20 protein-coding genes are annotated in these 20,723 nt (G+C 72.6%); 7 read left to right on the forward strand and 13 right to left on the reverse strand.

Annotated features, from left to right (window positions below):
* Positions 1-115 precede the first annotated feature (115 nt).
* Both ABD330_RS16915 and ABD330_RS16920 read right to left on the reverse strand, forming a co-directional pair.
* Positions 116-1,708, reverse strand: a complete 1,593-nt coding sequence (locus tag ABD330_RS16915) for an AMP-binding protein (RefSeq protein WP_425555559.1) — start codon at positions 1,706-1,708, stop codon at positions 116-118.
* A 196-nt stretch (positions 1,709-1,904) separates the two neighbouring features.
* Positions 1,905-2,384, reverse strand: coding sequence for an Imm63 family immunity protein (locus ABD330_RS16920; protein ID WP_344465761.1), 480 nt, complete (start codon positions 2,382-2,384; stop codon positions 1,905-1,907).
* 120 nt (positions 2,385-2,504) lie between these two features.
* Here ABD330_RS16920 and ABD330_RS16925 point away from each other — a divergent pair, with 120 nt between their 5' ends.
* Entirely contained in the window at positions 2,505-3,017 is a 513-nt protein-coding gene (locus tag ABD330_RS16925) for a GNAT family N-acetyltransferase (RefSeq protein WP_344465763.1), read from the forward strand.
* A 78-nt stretch (positions 3,018-3,095) separates the two neighbouring features.
* Here ABD330_RS16925 and ABD330_RS16930 read toward each other — a convergent pair whose 3' ends face one another.
* The 3 genes from ABD330_RS16930 to ABD330_RS16940 all read right to left on the reverse strand — a co-directional run bounded on the left by ABD330_RS16930 (position 3,096) and on the right by ABD330_RS16940 (position 5,695).
* On the reverse strand, positions 3,096-3,485 hold the full coding sequence (locus ABD330_RS16930; protein WP_344465765.1) for a hypothetical protein: 390 nt from the start codon (positions 3,483-3,485) through the stop codon (positions 3,096-3,098).
* Positions 3,486-3,855: 370 nt separating this feature from the next.
* Entirely contained in the window at positions 3,856-5,121 is a 1,266-nt protein-coding gene (locus ABD330_RS16935) for a hypothetical protein (protein ID WP_344465767.1), read from the reverse strand.
* Positions 5,111-5,695, reverse strand: a complete 585-nt coding sequence (locus ABD330_RS16940) for a SigE family RNA polymerase sigma factor (RefSeq protein WP_344465807.1) — start codon at positions 5,693-5,695, stop codon at positions 5,111-5,113. The genes ABD330_RS16935 and ABD330_RS16940 overlap by 11 nt, the downstream gene beginning before the upstream one ends.
* A 337-nt stretch (positions 5,696-6,032) precedes the next feature.
* Between ABD330_RS16940 and ABD330_RS16945 the strand changes: the two genes are divergently transcribed.
* Positions 6,033-6,260 (forward strand): hypothetical protein, encoded by a 228-nt coding sequence (locus ABD330_RS16945; protein ID WP_344465769.1) that lies wholly within the window; start codon positions 6,033-6,035, stop codon positions 6,258-6,260.
* A 394-nt stretch (positions 6,261-6,654) separates the two neighbouring features.
* Here the strand turns inward: ABD330_RS16945 and ABD330_RS16950 are convergent, their stop codons facing one another.
* Positions 6,655-7,176 carry an HD domain-containing protein gene (locus tag ABD330_RS16950; protein WP_344465771.1) on the reverse strand — a complete coding sequence of 174 codons (522 nt, stop codon included), beginning with the start codon at positions 7,174-7,176 and terminating at the stop codon, positions 6,655-6,657.
* A 150-nt stretch (positions 7,177-7,326) separates the two neighbouring features.
* Entirely contained in the window at positions 7,327-7,647 is a 321-nt protein-coding gene (locus ABD330_RS16955) for a hypothetical protein (RefSeq protein ID WP_344465773.1), read from the reverse strand.
* 272 nt (positions 7,648-7,919) lie between these two features.
* Here ABD330_RS16955 and ABD330_RS16960 point away from each other — a divergent pair, with 272 nt between their 5' ends.
* Both ABD330_RS16960 and ABD330_RS16965 read left to right on the forward strand, forming a co-directional pair.
* The gene (locus ABD330_RS16960; RefSeq protein ID WP_344465775.1) at positions 7,920-8,183 is read left to right on the forward strand and encodes a hypothetical protein; all 264 of its coding nucleotides are present in this window, start codon (positions 7,920-7,922) and stop codon (positions 8,181-8,183) included.
* 141 nt (positions 8,184-8,324) lie between these two features.
* On the forward strand, positions 8,325-8,738 hold the full coding sequence (locus ABD330_RS16965; RefSeq protein WP_344465777.1) for a hypothetical protein: 414 nt from the start codon (positions 8,325-8,327) through the stop codon (positions 8,736-8,738).
* Positions 8,739-9,242: 504 nt separating this feature from the next.
* Here the strand turns inward: ABD330_RS16965 and ABD330_RS16970 are convergent.
* The gene (locus ABD330_RS16970) at positions 9,243-10,049 is read right to left on the reverse strand and encodes a TIGR03084 family metal-binding protein (RefSeq protein ID WP_344465779.1); all 807 of its coding nucleotides are present in this window, start codon (positions 10,047-10,049) and stop codon (positions 9,243-9,245) included.
* A 141-nt stretch (positions 10,050-10,190) separates the two neighbouring features.
* Positions 10,191-11,723, reverse strand: coding sequence for an AMP-binding protein (locus ABD330_RS16975; RefSeq protein ID WP_344465781.1), 1,533 nt, complete (start codon positions 11,721-11,723; stop codon positions 10,191-10,193).
* 255 nt (positions 11,724-11,978) lie between these two features.
* Here ABD330_RS16975 and ABD330_RS16980 point away from each other — a divergent pair, with 255 nt between their 5' ends.
* Positions 11,979-12,248: a hypothetical protein gene (locus ABD330_RS16980; protein WP_344465783.1), complete on the forward strand. Its 270-nt coding sequence runs from the start codon at positions 11,979-11,981 to the stop codon at positions 12,246-12,248.
* Positions 12,249-12,431: 183 nt separating this feature from the next.
* On the opposite strand, the gene ABD330_RS16985 is transcribed toward ABD330_RS16980, so the two are convergent.
* The gene (locus tag ABD330_RS16985) at positions 12,432-13,148 is read right to left on the reverse strand and encodes a hypothetical protein (protein ID WP_344465785.1); all 717 of its coding nucleotides are present in this window, start codon (positions 13,146-13,148) and stop codon (positions 12,432-12,434) included.
* 138 nt (positions 13,149-13,286) lie between these two features.
* Here ABD330_RS16985 and ABD330_RS16990 point away from each other — a divergent pair, with 138 nt between their 5' ends.
* Positions 13,287-13,766: a MarR family winged helix-turn-helix transcriptional regulator gene (locus tag ABD330_RS16990; RefSeq protein ID WP_344465787.1), complete on the forward strand. Its 480-nt coding sequence runs from the start codon at positions 13,287-13,289 to the stop codon at positions 13,764-13,766.
* Between the two features lie 55 nt (positions 13,767-13,821).
* Here the strand turns inward: ABD330_RS16990 and ABD330_RS16995 are convergent, their stop codons facing one another.
* A complete protein-coding gene (locus ABD330_RS16995; protein ID WP_344465789.1) occupies positions 13,822-17,337 on the reverse strand; it encodes a right-handed parallel beta-helix repeat-containing protein in 3,516 nt (1,171 codons plus the stop codon).
* Positions 17,338-17,666: 329 nt separating this feature from the next.
* Between ABD330_RS16995 and ABD330_RS17000 the strand changes: the two genes are divergently transcribed.
* Positions 17,667-18,569 carry an LLM class flavin-dependent oxidoreductase gene (locus tag ABD330_RS17000; RefSeq protein WP_344465791.1) on the forward strand — a complete coding sequence of 301 codons (903 nt, stop codon included), beginning with the start codon at positions 17,667-17,669 and terminating at the stop codon, positions 18,567-18,569.
* A 54-nt stretch (positions 18,570-18,623) separates the two neighbouring features.
* On the opposite strand, the gene ABD330_RS17005 is transcribed toward ABD330_RS17000, so the two are convergent.
* A complete protein-coding gene (locus ABD330_RS17005) occupies positions 18,624-19,946 on the reverse strand; it encodes an MFS transporter (RefSeq protein WP_344465793.1) in 1,323 nt (440 codons plus the stop codon).
* A 257-nt stretch (positions 19,947-20,203) separates the two neighbouring features.
* A partial coding sequence (locus ABD330_RS17010; RefSeq protein WP_344465795.1) for a PucR family transcriptional regulator occupies positions 20,204-20,723 on the reverse strand: 520 nt, incomplete at its 5' end.

A 20,723-nucleotide genomic window follows, 5' to 3' on the forward strand; every position in this document is an offset into this window, starting at 1 on the left:
GATGACCGCCCTGGCGGCGGGCGAGCACGGTTGGTGGTGGGCTTGCTCACTGGCGGGTGCGGGTGCGGGTGCGGGTGCGGGTGCGTTGCCGCTGCGGCCCCGGCTGCCGCCGCCGTCACTGCCGGAGGTCCCGGGCGGCGCTCTCGCGCAGCTCGGTCTTTCTCACCTTGCCGCTCACGGTCATCGGGAAGGCCGTCACCACCCGCAGGTGGCGCGGGGTCTTGTAGTGGGCCAGCCGGCCCCGGCAGTACTCGGTCAGGTCGTCGAGCGTGAGCGTGCCGGCCGGGTCGCGCAGGACCACGAAGGCGCACACCTCCTCGCCGTACCGGTCGTCCGGCACCCCCACCACCTGCACGTCGGCGATCCCGGGGTGGCCGTGCAGGAACTCCTCGATCTCGCGCGGGTAGATGTTCTCGCCGCCCCGGATGATCATGTCCTTGATCCGTCCGACCACCGACAGGTAGCCGTCCTCCCGCATCACCGCGAGGTCGCCGGTACGCATCCAGCCGTCCGGGTCGATCGCCTCGGCCGTCCGCTCCGGCTCGTTCCAGTAGCCGAGCATCACCGAATAGCCCCGGGTGCGCAGCTCGCCCGGCGTACCGCGCGGCACCGTACGCCCGCTCACCGGGTCGGCGATCCGGACCTCGACGTGCGGCAGCACCCGCCCGACCGTGGCCGTCCGGTGTTCCAGGTCGTCGTCGCGCCGGGTCAGGGTGGAGACGGGCGAGGTCTCGGTCATCCCGTACGCGATCGCGACCTCGGGCATGTGCAGGTCGGTCACCACCCGCTTCATCACCTCGACCGGGCAGGGCGAGCCGCCCATCAGCCCGGTCCGCAGCGAGGAGAGGTCGTGGTCGGCGAAGCCGGGCAGGCCGAGTTCGGCGATGAACATCGTCGGCACGCCGTACAGCGAGGTGGCCCGTTCGGCGGCGACGGCGTGCAGGGCGGCGGCCGGATCGAAGCCGGGGGAGGGGATCACCACGCACGCACCGTGGCTGACAGCCGCCAGGTTGCCCAGCACCATCCCGAAGCAGTGGTAGAACGGCACCGGCAGGCAGATCCGGTCCTGCTCGCTGTAGCCCAGCAACTCGCCCACGCAGTGGCCGTTGTTGAGGATGTTGTGGTGCGAGAGGGTGGCGCCCTTGGGGAAGCCGGTGGTGCCGGAGGTGTACTGGATGTTGATCGGCTCGTGGCAGTCCAGCTCGGGGAACCCGCCCGGGCTGTCCAGGAGCCGCCACTCCGGGTCGCCGATCCACAGCGTCTCGCGCAACTCGGGGCACCGCCCCCGGACTTCGGCGGTCATCGCCCGGTAGTCGCTGTCCCGGTAGGCGCTCATGGCGACCAGCAGGCTCACCCCGGACTGGTTCAGTACATAGGCCAACTCGTCTGTCCGGTAAGCCGGGTTGATGTTCACCAGGATCGCCCCCAGCCGCGCGGTGGCGTACTGGACCAGCACCCACTCCGGGCAGTTGGGGGACCAGATCCCGACCCGGTCACCCTTCCCGACCCCGCGCGCCCGCAGGTCCCGGGCCAGCAGGTCGACGTCCCGGCCCAGTTCGGCGTACGTCCAGCGGCGCCCGCTGGGGACGTCCGCCAGCGCCTCACGCTCGCCGAAGGCCGCGACCGTCCGGTCCAGGCGCCGGCCGATGGTCTCGGTCAGCAGCGACGAGTCCGCACTGCCGGACGTGTGGGACAGCTGCTCGGACACCTCGGACGTTTCGGACACCGCTGACCCCTGCCGTTCGCTTGGCTTGGCATGTACCGGTACGCATCGGTGCGTACGGGTACAGGCTTCGACAACTCCGACGGTTCGTCAAGATCCTTGCTTGGCGGGTCTCCTGCGGATCCGGCGCTGCATCCCCGAGGTGTCACCGGCGTTACCGGTATCACCGGTGTCACCGGTGTCATCGGTCCGGCGGTGATGGAGGGTCGAAGAGCAGCGGCGGCGGGGGCAGGGCGGGGACGAGCCGGTGATCGGCCGGGTCCGCCAGGGATCCGACCAGCTCCGCCCGTCGGCGCCGCGCCCACTCCGGGTCCAGTACGTGGAGCAGGGAGGCCTGGCGGGTCCAGATCGTCACCCGCTGCTCCTCGCCCTCCCGGGGGTGCTCGACCGCCCAGGCGCCGGCCGCCTCGAAGGTGGCGCCCTCGAACACCCAGTACAGCAGCTCGCGGGGGTCGCGGGTCACCCGGTCGAGTACCAGCTCCCCGCGTTCGCGGGCGAGTTGGCGCAGTCGGCCGTCCTCGTCGAGCCGGATGAACGGGCGGGCGCCGTCGGAGTCGGTGAAGCCGGGCACCTCCCCGCCGGTGAGCCGGACCAGCGCGCTCAGCCGCGAGATCTCGGTCTCCAGGTACCGCCGCATCCGGGTGCGCTCGTCCTCGTACATGGCCGTCACCCTGTCATGTCGGGGGCGGTCGGGGTGGGCGAGTCGGGCGGGCCGGGCGATGCCGAGCCGTGCGGGTTGGCCGGGGGGCATTATGTGGGGATGTCCGACAACCTTTCTTTCATGTCGTCAGCTGTGGTGCGGATCGAGCAGTTCGAGAAGGCCGAACGGGGTGAGATCTTCGGCGACGACGCCGACCCCTTCGGCGTCGTCGGGGTCGGCCTGACCTGGCAGTCGAAGCGGGAGCACTTCGCCGTCCGGCGGGCGGGCCGCCTCGTCGCGCACACCGGTCTGATCACGCTGCCGATCTCGGTCGGCGCCGTCCGGGCGGAGGTGGTGGGCGTCGGCGGGGTGGCCGTCGCCCCCGACCACCGGGGGCAGGGGCTGGCGCGGCTGGTGATGGCGGCCGCCCTGGAGCACGCGCGCACCCTGGGACCGCAGCACGGGCTGCTCTTCTGCCGGCCGCCGCTCGTCCCCCTGTACCAGGGGCTCGGGTGGCACGAGCTTCAGCAGGACGTACGCGTCGAGCAGCCCGGCGGGCCGGTGACCATGCCGCTGCGGAGCATGTGGACGCCGCTGCACGACGGGGCGCAGTGGCCCGCCGGTCCGGTGCACCTGCTCGCGCTGCCCATGTGAGCGACGGCGGCCCTGCGGCCGCGGGGACGCCGGGCCGAACTCACGGCCGAAGGGTGCGGTGCGGCGCGGCGGCCCCTGTCAGCCGGTGAACGGGAAGGCCGGCAGGGTCCGGCACACGGCTTCCGGCGGGCCGCCCGGCGGTACGGGGGCGGGCGCCCCCATGCCGGACACGTACAGCCAGGTCAGGACGGCGGCGGCGGCGACCATGGCCGGCCACAGGTACCAGCGGCTCCCCGGCAGCGGACCGAGCAGTGAGCCGAGAACCAGCAGTACGGTCAGCACGACCACCCAGACGGAGACCGTCCTGGTCAGCCCGTTGGGGGCGGGCTCGTGGTCCTGGCTCAGGCACCACCGCCATGCGGAGGTGACCCGGTCGTTGCCGTAGAGCGTGCCCGCCGTGGCGAGGACCAGGGCCGCCAGCACCCGTGCGAAGCCGTACGTTCTCCTGCCGCCGTGTTCCGACGTCACGCCACCCCCCGAAGTGATCACTGCTGACTTCCACGCCCCTGGCCGGCCTCCGGTTCCCCGGAACGGATGCCGGCCTGCTCCGCCCGCGTGGCCGGACGTGCCCGGTTTTCACCTTTCGGGGCGGATTGAGTCTCGTCTGATCTGGCTTGTCTCATCAGAGCCGTGATGGTCGTTCCATGGACAGGACGCGTGCCGTTTCCGAAGAGGCCCTGCTCGCAGCGGCGTTCCGGAGTTGCGTGATCTGGCGGCCGCCACGGGGCCTTGCCTCTCCTGGACTCCGATCGATGCCGGCAAGTCCCCCTGCCTCTGACCGAGTTCGAGTCGGTGACCGGCCCGCAGGGCAACTTCCCCTGCGGGCCGGGTGCTTCCGTCAGGAGCGCCAGGCCGGGTCGGTGGCGATGGCTTTCAGCTGCTCCAGGCTGAGCGCCGGGGTGCCGGGCCGGGCCGTGTAGCCGTTCTCGCCGTTCCACTCGGAGAACGACACATGGCGGCCGTCCGGGAAGTACGCCTCGGCCGTCCAGTGCAGGACGGGATCGGTCGCGGTCTTGCCGTTGCCGAAGCGGTTGGTGACCACGAGAGTGCCGTCGGGCAGCTTCGCGCGCACCTCCAGAGGAGTACTGGGGCTGGTCTCGGCGTACTTCTCGTCCTGCTTGCCCTTTTCCGACGCCGGTTCCACGCCGATGAGCACCATGCTGGTACGCCCGTCCAGCGTCACCGTGAGGTTCGCCTGGTCCGAGCCCTTCGGGGTGGATGACGTGGCCCCGGCCGGCAGCAGCGGTACCAGCTTGGCGAGCAGCTCGGCCGCACTCGGGCCGGCCACCGGCGTCGGCGTGGACGGGGCGGGGGCGTTCTTCAAGGGCGGCAGCGCCGCGAAGACCCGCTCCCAGGCCGCAGCCGTGACGAACGCCGTGAGCTGTTCCGAACTCAGCGGCGGGTTCGCCCGGTTCGCGCCGGCCGGCTGCCCGTTGTACTCGATCACCGACACCCGGCGGCCGTCCGGAGCCGCCCAGGTGGCCCGCCACTCCCGGCCTCCGGGAGTGTGCTCGGACCGCAGCTTGTCGATCACCACGGCCGAACCGTCCGGCAGCTTGGTCCGCTCGCAGGAGTCCTGCGGCATGGTGAAACCGTCCATGCAGACGGCGCCCGCCTCGGGCATCAGATCCGTCCGCTCGGCGCGGTAGTCGAAGATGCCCGCCCCGGCGCCGTCGTCGAACGTCAGCGTGCCGCCCACCGTGTACTCGGCCCCGGCCAACTTGCCCTCGCCCGTCCCGCCCGCCGCAAGCACCGACACCTTTCCGGGCGGGAGCAGAGCCGTGACGAGGGAGACCACCTCCTGCTCCGACATCTTCGCCGGCTTCTGCGACACCGTGCCGACCGGGCCGACGGTGCCCACTGGGCCGACGGTGCCGACCGGGCCGCGGCCGACCGCCATGAAACCCCCCGCCCCGGCGAGCACCAGCACCGCGAGGCCGCCCGCCACCGCGGCCCGCCGACGGTGGCGCCGGCGGCGGCCGCGCTGCTCGGCGCCGGCCATGAGGAGATGGCCGAGCAGCTCCGGTGCCAGCTCGGCCGCCCCGCGCAGGGCGCGGGCGAAGCCGTCCGCGAACTCGTCCTCGAAGTCGTGGTCAGTTGACATGACGCAACACCGCCTTCTGGGTGGAGGGGCTGGTTCCAGGGACCCGACGCACGGTCACGTCGAAGTCGTCGCCGAGGACGATGCGCATCCGGGCCAGCGCCCGGCTGCTGCGTGAGCGTACGGCGACGGAGCTCAGGCGCAGCGCGGCCGCCGTCTCCTCGACACTGCGGTCCTCCCAGAACCGCAGCACCAGCACGGCGCGGTCCTTCGCCGGAAGCTCGCCCAGCGCACGCAGCAGGGTCAGCCGCAGCGCCGGGTCCGGATCGTCGACGGCGACGTCGGGGAACTCGGCGGTGACCCGCTCGGAGGCGCTGCGCCGTCTGCGGTGGGAGAGAAAGGTGTTGACCAGGACGGTCTGGGCGTAGCCGCTCGGGTTCTCAAGCCGCGCGATCTTGCGCCACTTGACAAAGATCCGGCCCAGAGCCTCCTGGACGAGGTCCTCCGCGAGGTACACGTCACCGCCGGTCAACAGGAATGCGGTCCGCAGGAGCTGTCGCCCGCGTGAGGCGACGAAGTCCGGGAACTCCGGTGGCCGAGGTCCGGCCTGGGAGCCCGCACTCGATGATTGATCCATACCTTGGTAACGCTTCATCCCCTCGATTGTGTGGCGGAATGATCGTCAGAAAATCGCACGGGCACCATCCTGGCCGCACTCCGGGCTCCATGTCGGCCGGCAAACCCGGGGAAGCCCTACCCACGGGCCAGATCCTTTGAGACAGGACACGATGGTTGTCACCGGAGTTCGGGCGGAAGCCGGCCGGAGCGCCGTTGCGCCCCGTTCCGGCGATCTGCCGGCACGATCTGGTCGTCTCCGCAGCGACGTGAGACATCGCGCGTCAAGCCGCCGAGTCGAGGCCGTGCGGGTCCGTGTAGCGTTTCGACTGTTCGATTCGGGAGGGGGCGGGACTTCGGTGGACGTGGTGCAGGTCATGGAATCGCTGGCCGAGCAGGGGGTCACCGTCGTTTTCAAGGCCGATGCCGAGCGTTGGCGTGAGGGGCGGAAGCCGTGGACGTTCGTCGCCAGTGGCGCTCCACTCCGTGCGGACCTCCTGGTCCGTACCGATGCCGACTCCGTGGAGGCCTGTCTGGCTGCGTGCCTTCCCCGGTTGCGTGAGTTCGGCCTGGTCGTCCCCGAATGACGTCCGCGCCGCGGGGCAGGGACACGCTGTGGTCCAGCTCCCGGCAGGGTCGTGGTGGGACTGGGACGTCATCGCCTGGGATGCCGGCCAGTTGCGGCTCGGCGCGGGCCATGACCTCTCGTATCACCACGGGCTGGAGCTGGTCTTCAGCGATCCGGTGCCGGTCATCTGCCCGGCGGCAACAAGAACGGCCCGAGGCCGTCCAGTAGCAGCCACATGTGCACCAGCTCGGGTTCGGGCTCGTCAGCATCCGTGGAGTGGAACTACGAGCAGACCACACGCAGTGCTCGTCTGCTGCAAGGATCGTCAGCACAGACCACCGAGCGATGCTGTCACTCGCGCCGTCCGGCCTCAACAGACTTCAGCGGCCCCTCCCTGCACGGAATTCAGAAGTTCAGCCGTGTACCGGGTACGACGCCTGGAAGGCCAGCCGCTGGTCGGCACCGTCGCCGATGCGTCCGAGCAGGTCGTCGAGCATCATGAACTCCTCCCAGGCCGACCGGCCGCTCGCCGCCGCAAGCCGCGTCACCACGAGATCCTCCAGCTCCTGGACACGTTTGTTCTTCCAGATCTTGTCGGCCAGGCTCACCAGGAGGTCTTCGACGGCGATGTCCGGTGCGGTCCACGACGCGTGGGTGCCGGCGAAGCGGGCGAGCCGCGGGCTGACGCCGTGGGCCAGCAGGAGTGCGCGTCCGGCTTCCTCGTGTGCCGAGCCGGCCGCGGACAGTTCGGTGAGGTGCACGGTCTTGCCCACGTCGTGCGTGGCCGCCCCGAAGAGTACTGCCTCGCGGTCGAAGTCCAGCGCCGGGTGGTGCCGTTCTGCCCAGTCCACGAGCTGGTGCGCGACGTCGTGCACGGCTCGCAGGTGGGCTGCGAGGCGTGGAGGGGCGTCCAGGCTCTCCAGGAGCTCCGCCACTTGGACCGGTAGCGGGCGGAGAGGTGGGTCGCCGGTGTCGTGGAGGGCCCGCCGAAGGACGTGAGAGGTCGTCACGGCTCCAGAGTACTGAGCGCGAGTCGGGAGGCGTTTTGTGTGGACGGGCACGCGATTCCCCATGAGGCGGCGGGCTCAGGTCACGTCGAACGGTTCGTCACTCCACCTGAACCAAGCGCGCCCGTCACTGATGTGCAGGAGGAACTCCGCGACCGGACCTGAGGGGGCCACCAGCGACAAGGTGCTCGCGATCCGGTCGTAGGAGTCGTCGAAACCCTCGTACTCCTCTGCGTCCATGAGCGCCAGTGACTCGTCGAACCACGGCTTCACCTCTCCGAACGCCGGTGCTGGAACGAACTGCCCGTTCAACCAAGGAAAATCGGCCTCGTCGATCACAATCTCGCCGATCAGTTCCTCCAGCCGCATCAGCCGCCAGACTTCGCCCTCGAAACCCATCCCGCCAGCTCTCCGATCTATCGCCCGGTGTCGTCCGGCAGCCTTTCATGCAGCAAGGACAACGAGGCAGGAGACCGCCGGCGGGCGCTCCACCATGACCGATCCGGTGGCCGACTGATTCGGCACCCGTTGGAGGAAGCGGCCTGCTGCCCGGCGTCGGCGCGGGTGGCGGTGAGGCTGTCGGCGGCGTCCGGTTGGATGGCTGTGTGACTGTTCATGATGCTGCCCGAGTTCTTCCCGATGTTCGAACCTTGCGGGACCTCTGCCGGTCGATGGCGATGCTGGAGACTGTTCTGAACCCAACCGGGGAGCGCTACTACTCCTTCGGTTCGAGCTGGTCCGAGACCGAGGAGATCGCCTCGATGCGCAACGGCTCCGGGGACGAGTTCGACATCGGCGCAGTACAGCACGTGTATGCCGGCCGCCCGCTCAGCCAGCAGGTGGTCTCCGCCTTGAACGCCGAGGTGTCCGTCGCCGAACTCGCCGATGCGGCCTCCCGAATCGGCTATCCGCTTGTGGCCGACCCTGCTACCTGAACACGGGCGCAGACTTCGATGTCCTCAGCGGCTGCGAGAGGATCGGCATGACGGGGAAGGCGAGGAGTCCGGGTGGAGACTGGTCAGACGGTGAGGGTCACGGCGCGCTGCAGTGAATGCGGGGGCACGACGGTGCGCCAGGTGAACCAGTTCATCCACTGCGACGACCTGTGGTGGGATGCCGAGATCTCCTGTAGTACCTGTGGCATGACGGGGTGCGAGTACTCAGGTCCTGGTACGCCTCCCGATGATGTCCGGGACGCTCTGCTCGCGGCGCACGGGCCTGCCCGGCTCCGGGTGGTCGGTCCGCTGCCGAGCCTGGTCCCCGTACTGAAGGTTCTGCGGGAAGTCTCCGGAGCGTCGCTGTCCGACGCCCGGGAGCAGGCCGACGGGTTGAGCCGCATCGGTTTGACCGGGACGCTGACGGAGATGGAGTTCCTGGGGGCACGCCTGCGGAGGCGCGGACTTCCTGCTGACGTCGAGGTCGGCGAAACCGATCGAGGACGGATCATGATTCAAGGCATTACCCCAGGTAGGGCGGCAACAAGCGACTGATCGAGAGGGGAAGGCGGACAGGCGACGAAATTGACCGCCTGACGTGGTTGCTCGATCAGTCCCGCACTGTGACGGCGGCACTCTCGCGAATCGTCCTGCCTTCCGACGGACGGCCGGAGGTCGTCAATGCGTCGGCCGCGATCGCTCCACCGCTGTCAACGGCAGAGCTATCGCGGACGCGAGGTCATCGAACGGCGTCGGCCGAGAGCCCGTACGCGGCGAGCAGTCCGTCGATCCGTGCGTCGGCCGCCGGGTCCAGGTGGCGGGGGAGCCCACCCTCTCGTCGCATCCGCACCGCCGCGCGAATTCATGCTCGTTCCACCGTCGGGCAGCCCCCGGCGGGATCATCGTCGCCACCACTGGACCGTCGACCTGGTCGCCACCCGCCTCGCCGCCGCCTTGCTGCCGTCCGCCGCGGATCGGGGTGTGAGCCGGTGTGCGCGGGTGTGAGGCGGGGGATCGTCAGTGGCCAGTGGCCAGTGGCCAGTGGCCAGTGGCCAGTGGTCAGCGGGCCGGGTCCGTGCCGGTGTCCGAGGCACGGCCCGATCCCGGCGGCCCGGCGAAGGCCTGGGCGATCGGCAGCCAGGCGAGTGCCACCGGGCCCTCGGCGTGCAGCGACAGCTCGTCCAACGCCCGCCGCTGGGTGACCAGTCGGCAGAAGTCGAGCGCGGGGCCGCTCACCCGGTCCACCGCGTCCTCGGGCCCCCAGACCCACGACTCGCCCGCCGGGCCGGTCAGTTCCACCCGGACGGGCTGCTCCGGCACCGGGAGTCCGTGCAGGGTGAAGGCGAACCCGATGGTCCGGACGCCGAGGTGGGCCACCTGCCGGATCCGGCCGGTCGGCACCCGCTCGACGCCGAGGGCGTCGGCCACGTCCTGGCCGTGCGCCCAGGTCTCCATCAGCCGGGCGGTCGCCATCGTGGCGGGCTTCATCGGCGGTCCGAACCAGGGGAGTTGGACCCCCTGTGCGGCCGCCGTGCGGAGCGCGTCCAGCAGCTCGGCCCGCCCGTCCCGCCACCGGCCGAGCAGCACCCCGGGGGCCTCGCCGACGCCCTCCGCCGCGCCCTCCTCGATCGGGTCGGGCCCGGCCAGGAACGTCTTCGCCGCGGCGTCCACGAAGTTCTCCGGCTCCCGGGCGGACAGCAGCGACCAGCGGTCCGTCCAGGCCAGGTGGGAGATCTGGTGGGCGATCGTCCAGCCCGGTGCCGGGGTCGGCGTGGCGAGGCCCGCCAGGTCCAGTCCGGCGACCAGTGCGTCGAGTTCGGCGCTCTCGTCCCGCAGGTCGTCCAGGAGCGGGGTCAGGTCTGCCACGTCGAGCCGCCTTCCGTTTGTCGGTGCCCGCAGCGTAACGGCCCGGTGCGGCGCGCGGAACGCCCGGGGGCACGGTTCGGCCCCGATCACGCCCCAGGGCCCGCCGGTCCGCCGACGGGCCCTCGGGCCTTCCGTGCGCGGTCAGTTGACCTCGCGGGTGCGGTCCGCCCAGTACGGCTCGCGCAGGCGGAACTTCTGCAGCTTGCCGGTGGTGGTCCGGGGCAGCTCGGCCCGGAACTCCACCGTGGTCGGGGCCTTGTAGCCCGCCAGCCGGCCCTTGCAGTGGGCGATCAGACCGGCCTCGTCGACGCTCTGCCCGTCCTTGAGCACCACCAGGGCCTTGATCGTCTCGCCCCACTTCTCGTCCGGCACGCCGATCACCGCGACCTCCGCGACGGCCGGGTGCCCGTACAGGCAGTCCTCCACCTCGATCGAGGAGACGTTCTCGCCACCGGTGATGATGACGTCCTTCTTCCGGTCGGAGATGGTGAGGTAGCCGTCGGTCAGGGTGCCGCCGTCACCGGTGTGGAACCACCCGTCCTTCAGCGCGGCGGCGGTCTCCGCCGGCTGCTCCCAGTAGCCCTCCAGTACGGTGTTGGAGCGGACCAGCACCTCGCCCTGGCCGTCCACCCGGACCTGGGAGCCCAGCGCCGGGGCACCGGCCCGCATCAGGCGCTCGGCCCGCTCGGCCGACGGGAGCCCGTCCCACTCGGCACGGGTGCGGTTGACCGTCACGATCGGGGAGGTCTCGGTCAGCCCGTACAACTGCATGAACTCCCAGCCGAGTTCGGCCTCGACGCGCTCGATCACCGAGGTGGGCGGGGGAGCGCCGGCCACGATCATCCGGACCTTGTCCCGGCCGGGGACGGGGCCGTCCCAGTCGGCGGCGGCGTCCAGCACCATGGAGACCACGGCCGGAGCGCCGGACAGGAAGGTCACCCCGTGCCGCTCGACCCGCCGGAGGATCTCGGCGCCGTCCACCTTGCGCAGCACCACGTGCTGGGCGCCGAGGCCGGTCAGCGCGAAGGGCAGGCCCCAGCCGTTCGCGTGGAACATCGGCAGCGTGTGCAGGTAGACGTCCCGGTCGCTCGCCCCGAAGTGCAGGCCCATCAGGACGGCGTTCAGCCAGAGGTTGCGGTGCGTGAGCCGAACACCCTTGGGACGGGCGGTGGTTCCGCTGGTGTAGTTGATGGTCGCGGTGTCGGACTCGGTGATCTCGTACCGGACGGGCCGGTGGTCGAAGTCGTACAGCTGCGCGTCGCTCTCGGCGCCGAGCACGAACCGGTGCTTGACCGGCACCCCGGCCAGCGCCTCGTCCAGTTCCGGGTCGACCAGCAGTACCGAGGCGCCGGACTGCTCGACGATGTAGGCGACCTCCTCCGCCTTGAGGCGGAAGTTGACGGGGACCAGTACCCGGCCGTGGCCGCTGACCCCGTACAGGGCGGTCATCAGCCGAGCCGAGTTGTGCGAGACGATCGCGACCCGTTCACCCGGCCCGACCCCGAGCCGGTCGAGCCCGGCGGCCTGGGCGCGGGCGAGTTCGGCGAGCCGACGGTAGGTCACCTCGCCCCAGGAGGCGGCCGGCTGTGCCGGTTCGTCGACCAGGCCGACCCGGTCGCCGTAGACCAGCTCGGCCCGGTCGAGGAAGTCCATGACGGTGAGTGGAGTCTGCATGCGGATACTGTGCCCGGTCGGACGTGCGCCGCACCAGCCCCTGGCCGACGGCGCGGAGCCCGGCCGGGGCCGCCGCTGCCGGGCCGCCACCGGGACGGCCCCGGCCGGGCCGCCGCCGCAGGTGCGGCGAGGACGCCGGGTGAGGGCACCCGGGCGAAGCCGCTGGGCTGCGCGGGTGATTCCGCGCCCGGGGGGCTCATGGCCCGGCCGGGTCGTGCCGATCACTCATCCGTCGCGTACCAACCAGGAGGACTTATGCGCATCACCATCGCCAAGATCACTGCTGCCGCTGCCCTCAGCGGCATCGCCCTGCTCTCCGGGGCCGGAGTGGCCTCGGCCCACTGTCACCACCCGCACGGCGCGCTCGCGGTGGGCGGCGACGCCTCCGCCCACAAGGACGGCGGCGCCCTGGCCGTCGGCGGCGACGCGGAGGCCATCTGCGGCGCCGCGCTGGCCGTCGGCGGCGACGCCACGTCCCAGGACGGCGACGCGCTGGCCGTCGGCGGGGACGCCAGCGGCGCCTGACCGGCTGCGCCTGGCACCACGGAGCCGGCCGGGCCCGCCCCACCAGGGCTCGCCCGGCCGGCTCCGGCCGTTCCGCCGCGGTCCGGGCCCCGCCGGCGGGCCCGCCGGGCCGGCCCGCCCCGGGCTTCGGCGCGGCTCAGGACCTCAGGGCTGCAGGACCTCAGGACCTCAGGGCCGCCGGTCCTAGAGACCGGCGGGGAAGCTGTACGACCCGGGTACCTGGACCTGGGCGTTCTCGCCCGCGGTGCCGTAGACCAGCGCGATCTCGTCGTGGGCGCCCAGGGTGATCGCGGCGGGGTCGCCGGCGACCGGCTTGCCGTTCACGTACGCGGTGAGGGTGTGGGCGGAGTCGGCGGCCAGGCCGCCGAGGTGGCCGGCCGAGAGCGAGACCTGCCATTCGGTCATGAACTGGCCGAGGCTGAAGTCGGCGCGCACCGGCGACTCGATGTGGATGATCCCGCTGGTGTCGTGGGTGTGCACCGGGCTGATCTGCTGCCCGGGCTCGTCGATCCCGATCAGGCCCGGGACGGTGACGGCCTTGCCGTCCGCGTAGACGTCCAGGTGGGCGTGGATGTGCTCGGCGGTGCCCTCGGCGGTCAGCATCGGCAGGCCGGCCGCCTGCACGGCTGCCGCGGCGGCGGGCCCGGCCGGGGCGTCCCACGGCGGTGCGGTGGTCCGGCCGTCGGCCGTGGTGCGGGGCTGGGACGGTATCCCGGCCGAGGCGGTCGCGGGGGAGGGGCTCTGCCGGGTGACGACGAGGGCGGTGACGCCGCCGGCCAGCGCGAGAGCGGCGAGCCCGAGGCCGCCGCGGACCAGCAGTCGGTTGCGGCGCTCCTTGCGGAGCTGCTCGGCCCGTTCGGCGGCGAGGCGGTCACGGCGGCTGCCGGGGGTGGTGCTCACGGGTGTCGTCTCCAGGGTCGTTCGGTGCGGGCGTCCCCCCTGGGCGCGGCCGGTGTGCTGCTTTTCCTCGGCACACCTTCGGTACACCTTCATTGGTACACCTTCATTCGAATTTGAACAAAGGAGTATCATCGGCCCATGGACGAACCCCGTTGGCTGGACGAGCACGAGATGGCCGCCTGGCAGGGCTTCGTGGCGGCCAGCAACCTGATCAACCGGCGTCTGGAGCAGCAGCTCAAGGAGGGCTCCGGACTCTCCCACACCCAGTACGAGATCCTGGTCCAGCTCTCCGCCGCCGCCGGCGGCTCGCTGCGGATGACCGACCTGGCCGACCGGCTGGTCACCTCCAAGAGCGGCCTGACCTACCAGGTCACCCAGCTGGAGAAGGCCGGACTGGTGATCCGCCGGTCCTGTCCGAGCGACGTTCGCGGGGTGTTCGCCGAGCTGACCCAGGACGGCTGGCTGGTGCTGCGGGCGGCCGCGCCGGGGCACGTGGCGACCGTCCGCGAGGTGCTGATCGACGTGCTCAGCCGCGAGCAGCTGGCGGTGCTGGCGGAGGGCCTCGGCGAGGTCAGCGCCCGGCTCCGGGCCGCCGAGCGCCGGTCCCCGACGCCGTAGTCCCGTCGGCCCGCCCGCAGCGCCGTAGTCCCGTCGGCCCGCCCCCGGCCGCCGCTCACAGCTCCGGCAGGTCCGCCGCGACCAGCAGGAGCAGCTCCTCGCGGCTGGGCCGCGCGCCCCGGGCCAGCCGCCCGGCCTGTCGCTCGACCATCTGCTCGAAGAGCGTCCGGGCGTCCCGGCCGTTGGCCGGATCGCCTTGCCGGCTCCGGTGCTCGAAGTGCTCGACGAGCCGGCGCCCGATCCCGTCCTGCAGGGCGAACTCGCCTTTCAGGGCCTGGAGCCGGACGATGTCGGCCAGCTCCTCGGGTGAGAACGGCGCGAACTCCAGGGTGCGCGAGAACCGTGACTTCAGCCCCGGGTTCGCCGCCAGGAAGTTCTGCATCTCCTCGGTGTAGCCGGCGGCGATCACCACCACCTCGTCGCGGTGGTCCTCCATCAGCTTGGTGAGCTCGTCGATCGCCTCCTGGCCGAAGTCGTGGTTGGCGCCGAACTTCCGCGAGAGGCTGTACGCCTCGTCGATGAACAGCACTCCGCCGTGCGCCCGTTCGAAGGCGTTCCGGGTCTTCTGCGAGGTCGATCCGAGGTACTCGCCGACCAGGTCGCCCCGGGAGACCTCGACCAGGTGGCCCTTCGGCAGCGCGCCGAGCGCGGTCAGGGTCTGCGCGTACAGCCGGGCCACGGTCGTCTTCCCGGTGCCGGGCGGGCCGGAGAAGACCAGATGGCCGGCGGCGGGCGGCGCGGCGAGACCGGCCTCGCGCCGCCATCCGGCGAGCCTGAGCAGGTCGATCTGGCTGCGGACCTGCTTCTTGGCCGCGGCCAGCCCGATCAGCTCGTCCAGTTCGGCGAGGGCGGCCCGCACGGCGGCGTCCTCGGCGTCCTCGGCGCCGGTGGTGCCGGTGGTGCCGGGGCCCGGCGCGGCGCCGGTCCGGACGTTGCGGAAGGTCACCTTGCCGTTGCGGACGATCGCCTCGCCCCGGCTGCCCGACACCTCGCAGTCGGTGAAACCGCCGTGGCAGTCCCCTTCGATCCGCACGCCCTCGCTCTCGCTGTCCCGGAACGCGCTGTCCGACACGGTCACCCAGCCGTTCTCCTTGGCCAGTACGCCCCGGCCGAGCGAGCCCGTCACGGTCAGCCCCTCGGCGACCACGGTGGCGCCGCCGATCACCAGCAGGCCCGCTTCGCCGGGGCCGGTCACGGTGGACTCCTTGACGGTCAGATGGCTGCTGCCACGGCAGTTGAAGCCGAACAGGGCCGTCCGTTCGATCGTCGCGCGCACCACCTCCACCCGGGCCTGGGCGTCCAGGGCGATCCCCGAGTTCGACATGTCGCGGATCACCGCGTCGGCCAGGTTGACCGTCGACCCGTCGCCGCTCGCGAACACGCCGCTCGCGCAGTTCTCCAGGCGCAGGCCCTCGAACACCGCACTCGTCTCCTCGCGCAGCCACACCGCGCTGGAGGTGTGCCGCCGGATGTCGAGGCCGGTGAAGTGACCGCGCCCCTTGCGGATCACCACCCCCACCTTGCCGTCGGTGATCCGGCAGTTTTGCACCGTGGGGGCGCCGCCCGTCCCGATGCCGATGCCCGTGTCGCCCGTCCGGTCGAAGTCGCAGTCCTCGAACCGTCCGAGGCCCTGCTCGTCGACCGTGACGCCCGACGTCCGGCAGTCCTCGAACCGGCAGCCGCGTACGGCCGGATCGGCGCCCCGGCTGACGTACACGCCGTGGGTCGCGCCCGACACGGTGGTCCGTTCGACGCTGCCCCCGGCCTGGTCGTAGAAGCCGATCGCGATGCCGTGGACGTCGCGGACGCGGCAGCCGAGCAGCTCGGCCTCCGCGTGGTCGGCCACCGAGACGGCGTGGCTGCCGCTGCCGGTGAACTCGCAGTCCTTCAGCCACACCCGGGAGCCGCGCACGCTGACACCGCAGGCGCGGCTGTTGCTCAGGACGCAGCCGGCCAGGGTGGCCTCGGCGCTCTCCGACAGCAGGACGGCGTCGTCCCTGGCGTCCAGGAACCGGCTGGCCTCCAGGGTGCCGCGGGCTCCGGTGAGCGCCGTCCGGCCGATGCTCAACTCGCAGTCATTGAGGGTCAGTTCTGATCCCGGCAGGGCCTGGACGGCGAACTCGCCGTGGCCGGTGACCCTGCAACGGCGCAGCACCGTCCGGCCGGTGGTGCGGACCGCCGCCGTCCGGCGGTTCACGATCTCCAGGTCGACCAGTGTCACGGTCCCCGAGCAGCTGACGCCCACCTCCGCCGCCGAGTCGATCACCACGGTGCCGGGCCCGTCCGCCGCGGACAGCTCCACCTCGCCGTCGACGGTGAGGTCCTCGGTGTACCGGCCGGGCCCGATCAGCACCCGCAGCGGCCTGCCCCGGCCGCCGGCCCGCAGTGCGGACGAGATCGTCCGGTGCCCGGTTGCGGCGGACAGCGAGACCCGCAGCGTCAGCACCTCCTGCTCCGGGTCGGCCGTCCGGGCTCCGAACCGTGACATCGCGTCCGTCAACTGCTCGGGGAACACGTCGAGTCCGTGCCGGTGGCCGGCCTCGGTGGAGAGCAGCGGCGCCACCCCGACCAGGCCGTCCGGGCCGGGCGTCAGACAGTCCCACCGGCGCAGCGGCACGGGCCGCTCCGTGTCCGGCGCCAGGCGCGCCCGCAGCGTCCACGGCGCGGGGCGCCTGCGGCGGCTGGGCCCGTCGGCGGTGACCGCCACGTTGCCGGCCGACCGCCAGGGCAGCGACCGCTCGGCGCGGCCGACGGTCAGGTGCAGCCGCCGGTCGTCCAGCTCCAGGAGGCACAGGGCGGAGAGACCGGTGACGGCCGCTGTGACGGCCGCGTACGCGAGGGCGGCCGAGCAGACGGCCGCCTCCGCGGCCACCGTCCGGTCCGGCCAGCAGGCCGCGGCCAGCCCGCCGAGCAGGAGCGCGAGCACCGGCCGTGCGTGGCCGAGGACGACGGCGGGCCGGGAGAGCATCCGGCCGGGTATCCGGACGGCGTCCTGCGCGGGCGGCAGCGCGGCGGCGCCGTACCAGAGGTCCCCCGCGTACCGGCGGAACAGGCCGTCCAACTGCATGGGTGTCACGGCGAGATGCCGGAGGTCGAAGACGATCCCCTGCCACCGCGGCACCCAGCCGGGCGGACGGCTGCCGTCCGACCCGGCCCCGAGCGGCCGTACGAGCAGGCGTCCCTGGAAGTACCGTGCGCCCCAGACCTCGCTCCAGAACGACTGCCGGGGCGCGGGCAGCAGCGACACCCCCGCGAGGTCCGCCCAGCGCAGCCGCAGCCGTCGGAACGACCCGTGCAACTCCAGGCCCTCGGCCGTCAGCACCAGCCTCGCCGGCCCGAACAGCCGGACCAGCAGCGCCCCGAGCGCCCACGTCCACAGCGCCGTACCGCCGCCGGCCACCAGCCACCCCAGCGGCGTCCGCCACATCGCCGGCTGCCGCAGGCCGACCGCGCACAGCGCGAACGCGAGGCCGGTCGGAACGATCTGCCGTAGCGTCGCGGGCAGGACCGCCCGGTTCCGCTTGATCCGGACCGTGGACAGCTCGGCGCGTTCCGTCCCGGGATCAGCCACCTGTGTCACCAAAACCCCCGTATGCCGCACCGGCACCGGCACGGCCGGTCCAGCCTAGCGAGCGCGGTCGGCGTGCGGGCCGCCTGCCCCCGAGGAGGCCGGCCGCACTTCATGTCGCGGTCGACCGGCGAGATGCGCAACCGACTGGCCGGATGCCGCCGGCCAGGGTTCACGGCGGCGTTCGTCGTCCCTGCCTGCTGCGCCCGACGCCGGCCGGTCGGACGGAGCCCGTTGCCAGGCCGGGTGAGTGATCGTCAGGCCGGCCTCGGAGGAGCCCGGTGGAGCGTCATCGCTCACGGGTCCGGCGAGGCAGTCGTAGGCTCGTGGGTATGACCTTGCGCCTGAGCACCGTGATCCTTCCCGTCCACCGCTGGCACGAGGGCGGCCGCGACCGTTGGCAGCGCGCGGAGGAGCTGGGCTTCCATGCCGCGTACACCTATGACCACCTGTCCTGGCGGACCTTCCGCGACGGCCCCTGGTTCGGCGCGCTGCCCACTCTCACGGCTGCCGCGACGGCCACCGAGCGCATGCGCCTGGGGACCCTCGTCACCTCCCCGAACTTCCGGCACCCGGTCACCCTGGCCAAGGAGCTGATGTCCCTGGACGACATCTCGGGCGGCCGGATCACGCTCGGTATCGGGGCCGGAGGCGACGGGTTCGACGCCACCGCGCTCGGTCAGGAGCCGTGGTCTCCGAAGGAGCGCGCCGACCACTTCGGGGAGTTCCTGCCGCTGCTCGACCGGCTGCTCACCGAGGAGGTGGTCAGCCACCGGGGAGTCCACTACTCCGCCGACGAGGCGCGCAACATCCCCGGCTGCGTCCAGAGCCCCCGGCTGCCCTTCGCCGTGGCCGCCACCGGACCCCGTGGCATGAAGCTCGCCGCCCGGTACGGCCAGGCGTGGGTGACCACCGGCGACCCGAGGCTGTTCGAGACGGGCACCCCGGAGCAGTCGGTGGAGGCCGTCCGCGGCCAGATCGGGAAGCTCGGCGATGCCTGCGCGGGCATCGGCCGGGACGCGGCCGAGCTGGACAGGATCCTTCTCACCGGCTTCACACCGGAGCCGGGGCGCCTCCTGGAATCCCTCGACGCCTTCGTCGACTTCGCGGGGAAGCACCAGGAGCTGGGCGTCACCGAGATCGTCATCCACTGGCCGATCCCCGACTCCGACTTCGCCGCCGACCAGGCCGTCTTCGAGAAGATCGCCACGGAGGCGGTCTCCCAGCTCCGCTGAATCCCCGGCCGGGGGGCGGCCCGACTCAGGCCCCCGGCCGGGGGTCGGCCCGGCTCAGGCGGGGACGGCCTCCTGCACGTCGGCGGCGCCGCCTGCCGGGAGGACGGTGTCCAGCCGCCGCAGGCAGGCGTACCGCTGCGCGACCGACAGCCCGGTGACCGCCGCCCCGAGGACGAGCCAGCCCGCCGGTCCGGCCGTCATCACGGCACCGGTCAGCAGCAGGGGGCCGGCGGACTTCTGGACGGACTGGGACATGCCGGCCACCCCGAGGTAGGACGCCCGGGCGTCCCGGGGTGCGAGCGAGACCGCCAGCTCCCAGGAGCTCACCGAGCGCATCAGCTCGGCCATGGTGACCAGTACGGCCGCGCCGAGCATGGCGGCGGAGGCGGTCCAGGCGCCGCCGCCGGTGCAGGTGGCCAGCACGGTGCAGCAGGCGAGCAGCAGCAGCCCGTAGCGGGCCGCCGCCCCGGCGGCCTGGCGCGGTTCGGTGAACCGCGCCGACACCCGCAGCTGGAAGACGACGACGAGCACGGTGTTGACCACCAGGAAGGCCGGTACGAAGGCGTGCGGCGCGGTCGTGCGGTGCACCAGCCAGAGCGGCAGCCCGACGTTCAGGATCGAGTCGTCCAGGTTCATCGGGATGTCCATCAGGACGAACCGCAGGTAGCCGGGGTCCCGCCACGGGCTCCGCGCGGCCGCCGGTCCGGCCGTGGTCCCGCCGCCGGGCGGGGCCGTCATGCGCCCGCCGCCGTGCGGCTCCCGGGTGCGCCGGACCAGGGCGGCGGCCAGCAGGAAGGACAGTGCGTCGCCCAGGATCAGCAGGTCGTAGGCGGTACGGGTGCCCACGGCCAGCCCGGCGGCGGCGATCCCCGCACCGAGCGCGTAGCCGGCGTTCGACACGCTGCGGTACAGCGCCTGGTAGGTGGAGCGCCGCTCGCCCGCCACCCGGGTGGCGAAGAGCATCTCCAGGGTCTTGGCCGCGCGGTCGCCCATCGAGGTGAGCGCGACGACGGGCAGCAGCAGGGCGACGTCGCGGCAGACCAGCAGCAGGCAGACGGTGCCCAGGCGCAGCAGGTGGCAGCCGATCAGCAGCGGGCGGACCGGGTAGCGGTCGGCCAGCCGGCCCGCCAGCGGGGAGCCGGCGATGCCCGCCACGCCGCCGGCGCCGAGCAGGAGGCCCAGGGTCCGGGCGTCCAGGCCGACCACGAAGGTGAAGTACAGGACCGAGGACGCGGCCCACACGCCCGAGCCGGTCCGGTCCAGCAGCTGGGCGAGCAGCATGATCCGCGCGTCCCGGCCGCCCGGCGGCCGGCGCAGCTGCGTCAGCAGGCCGGCCTCGCTCTGCCGGCTCTTCCCGCTCCCTGTGCCCCGCCGCATCACGAGCCCCCGCTCCGCTCCGAATGTATCTTGACGTCAAGATATCCGGGGGCAGCTTGCCCGACCACTAATCTCGACGTCAAGATATTTACGGTCGAGGGGTCTCCGGCGCCCCAGCCGCGACCTGCGACGACGGCACCGCGAGGTCGGCCCGCCGGCCCGCCGGCCCACCAGCTCGACAGGTCACCGGCCCACCGCCGCAGCCGACCGCGGCCCGCCGCTCAGCCGCGGCCCGCCGCTCAGCCGCAGCGCGCCGCTCAGCCGCGGCCCGCCGGTGCGCAGAGCAGGGCGGTCCGCAGGTCGACCCGGTCCTGTAGCAGCGACAGGCTGCGGCCGGTGAGCTCCTCGATCCGGCGGATCCGGTAGTGCACGGTGTTCACGTGGATGTGCAGGGCCTCCGCCGTGCGGGCCCAGGAGCCGTCGTGGTCGAGGAAGGCGCCGAGGGTGCCGAGCAGCGAGACGCCGTTCTCCCGGTCGTGGTCGGCCAGCGGGGCCAGCAGCCTGGCGTGGAACGCACCGGTGACCTCGGCCGGGAGGCCCCTGAGCAGGGCGGCCAGTGAGTCGAGCTCGCCGCTGCTGCCGACCGCCCCGGCGCCTTCGGCGCCCGCCTCCAGCGCGTACCCGGCCTGGATCAGCGCCCCGCACAGCGGCCCGGCCGCCGGCTCGGTGGCCGGGCCCACCCCGGCGCGCAGGCGGCGGCTGCCGGTCAGCCCGGCCTGGACGGCCGGCCAGGCCGCCCGCAGCCCGGCCGCCTCCGCCGCCGCCGGCCCGGTGACC

Origin of the sequence: Kitasatospora kazusensis (genome assembly GCF_039529945.1) — a bacterium.
In the GTDB taxonomy this organism is placed as follows: domain Bacteria; phylum Actinomycetota; class Actinomycetes; order Streptomycetales; family Streptomycetaceae; genus Kitasatospora; species Kitasatospora kazusensis.

Excerpts from the sequence above, each read along its gene's own strand:
- ABD330_RS16960 (WP_344465775.1), top strand. The coding sequence starts at position 7,920 with ATGGCGATGCTGGAGACTGTTCTGAACCCAACCGGGGAGCGCTACTAC.
- ABD330_RS16925 (WP_344465763.1), top strand. The coding sequence starts at position 2,505 with ATGTCGTCAGCTGTGGTGCGGATCGAGCAGTTCGAGAAGGCCGAACGG.
- ABD330_RS16980 (WP_344465783.1), top strand. The coding sequence starts at position 11,979 with ATGCGCATCACCATCGCCAAGATCACTGCTGCCGCTGCCCTCAGCGGC.
- ABD330_RS16975 (WP_344465781.1), bottom strand. The coding sequence starts at position 11,723 with ATGCAGACTCCACTCACCGTCATGGACTTCCTCGACCGGGCCGAGCTG.
- ABD330_RS17000 (WP_344465791.1), top strand. The coding sequence starts at position 17,667 with ATGACCTTGCGCCTGAGCACCGTGATCCTTCCCGTCCACCGCTGGCAC.
- ABD330_RS16955 (WP_344465773.1), bottom strand. The coding sequence starts at position 7,647 with ATGGGTTTCGAGGGCGAAGTCTGGCGGCTGATGCGGCTGGAGGAACTG.
- ABD330_RS16935 (WP_344465767.1), bottom strand. The coding sequence starts at position 5,121 with ATGTCAACTGACCACGACTTCGAGGACGAGTTCGCGGACGGCTTCGCC.
- ABD330_RS16940 (WP_344465807.1), bottom strand. The coding sequence starts at position 5,695 with ATGGATCAATCATCGAGTGCGGGCTCCCAGGCCGGACCTCGGCCACCG.
- ABD330_RS17005 (WP_344465793.1), bottom strand. The coding sequence starts at position 19,946 with ATGCGGCGGGGCACAGGGAGCGGGAAGAGCCGGCAGAGCGAGGCCGGC.
- ABD330_RS16990 (WP_344465787.1), top strand. The coding sequence starts at position 13,287 with ATGGACGAACCCCGTTGGCTGGACGAGCACGAGATGGCCGCCTGGCAG.
- ABD330_RS16920 (WP_344465761.1), bottom strand. The coding sequence starts at position 2,384 with ATGTACGAGGACGAGCGCACCCGGATGCGGCGGTACCTGGAGACCGAG.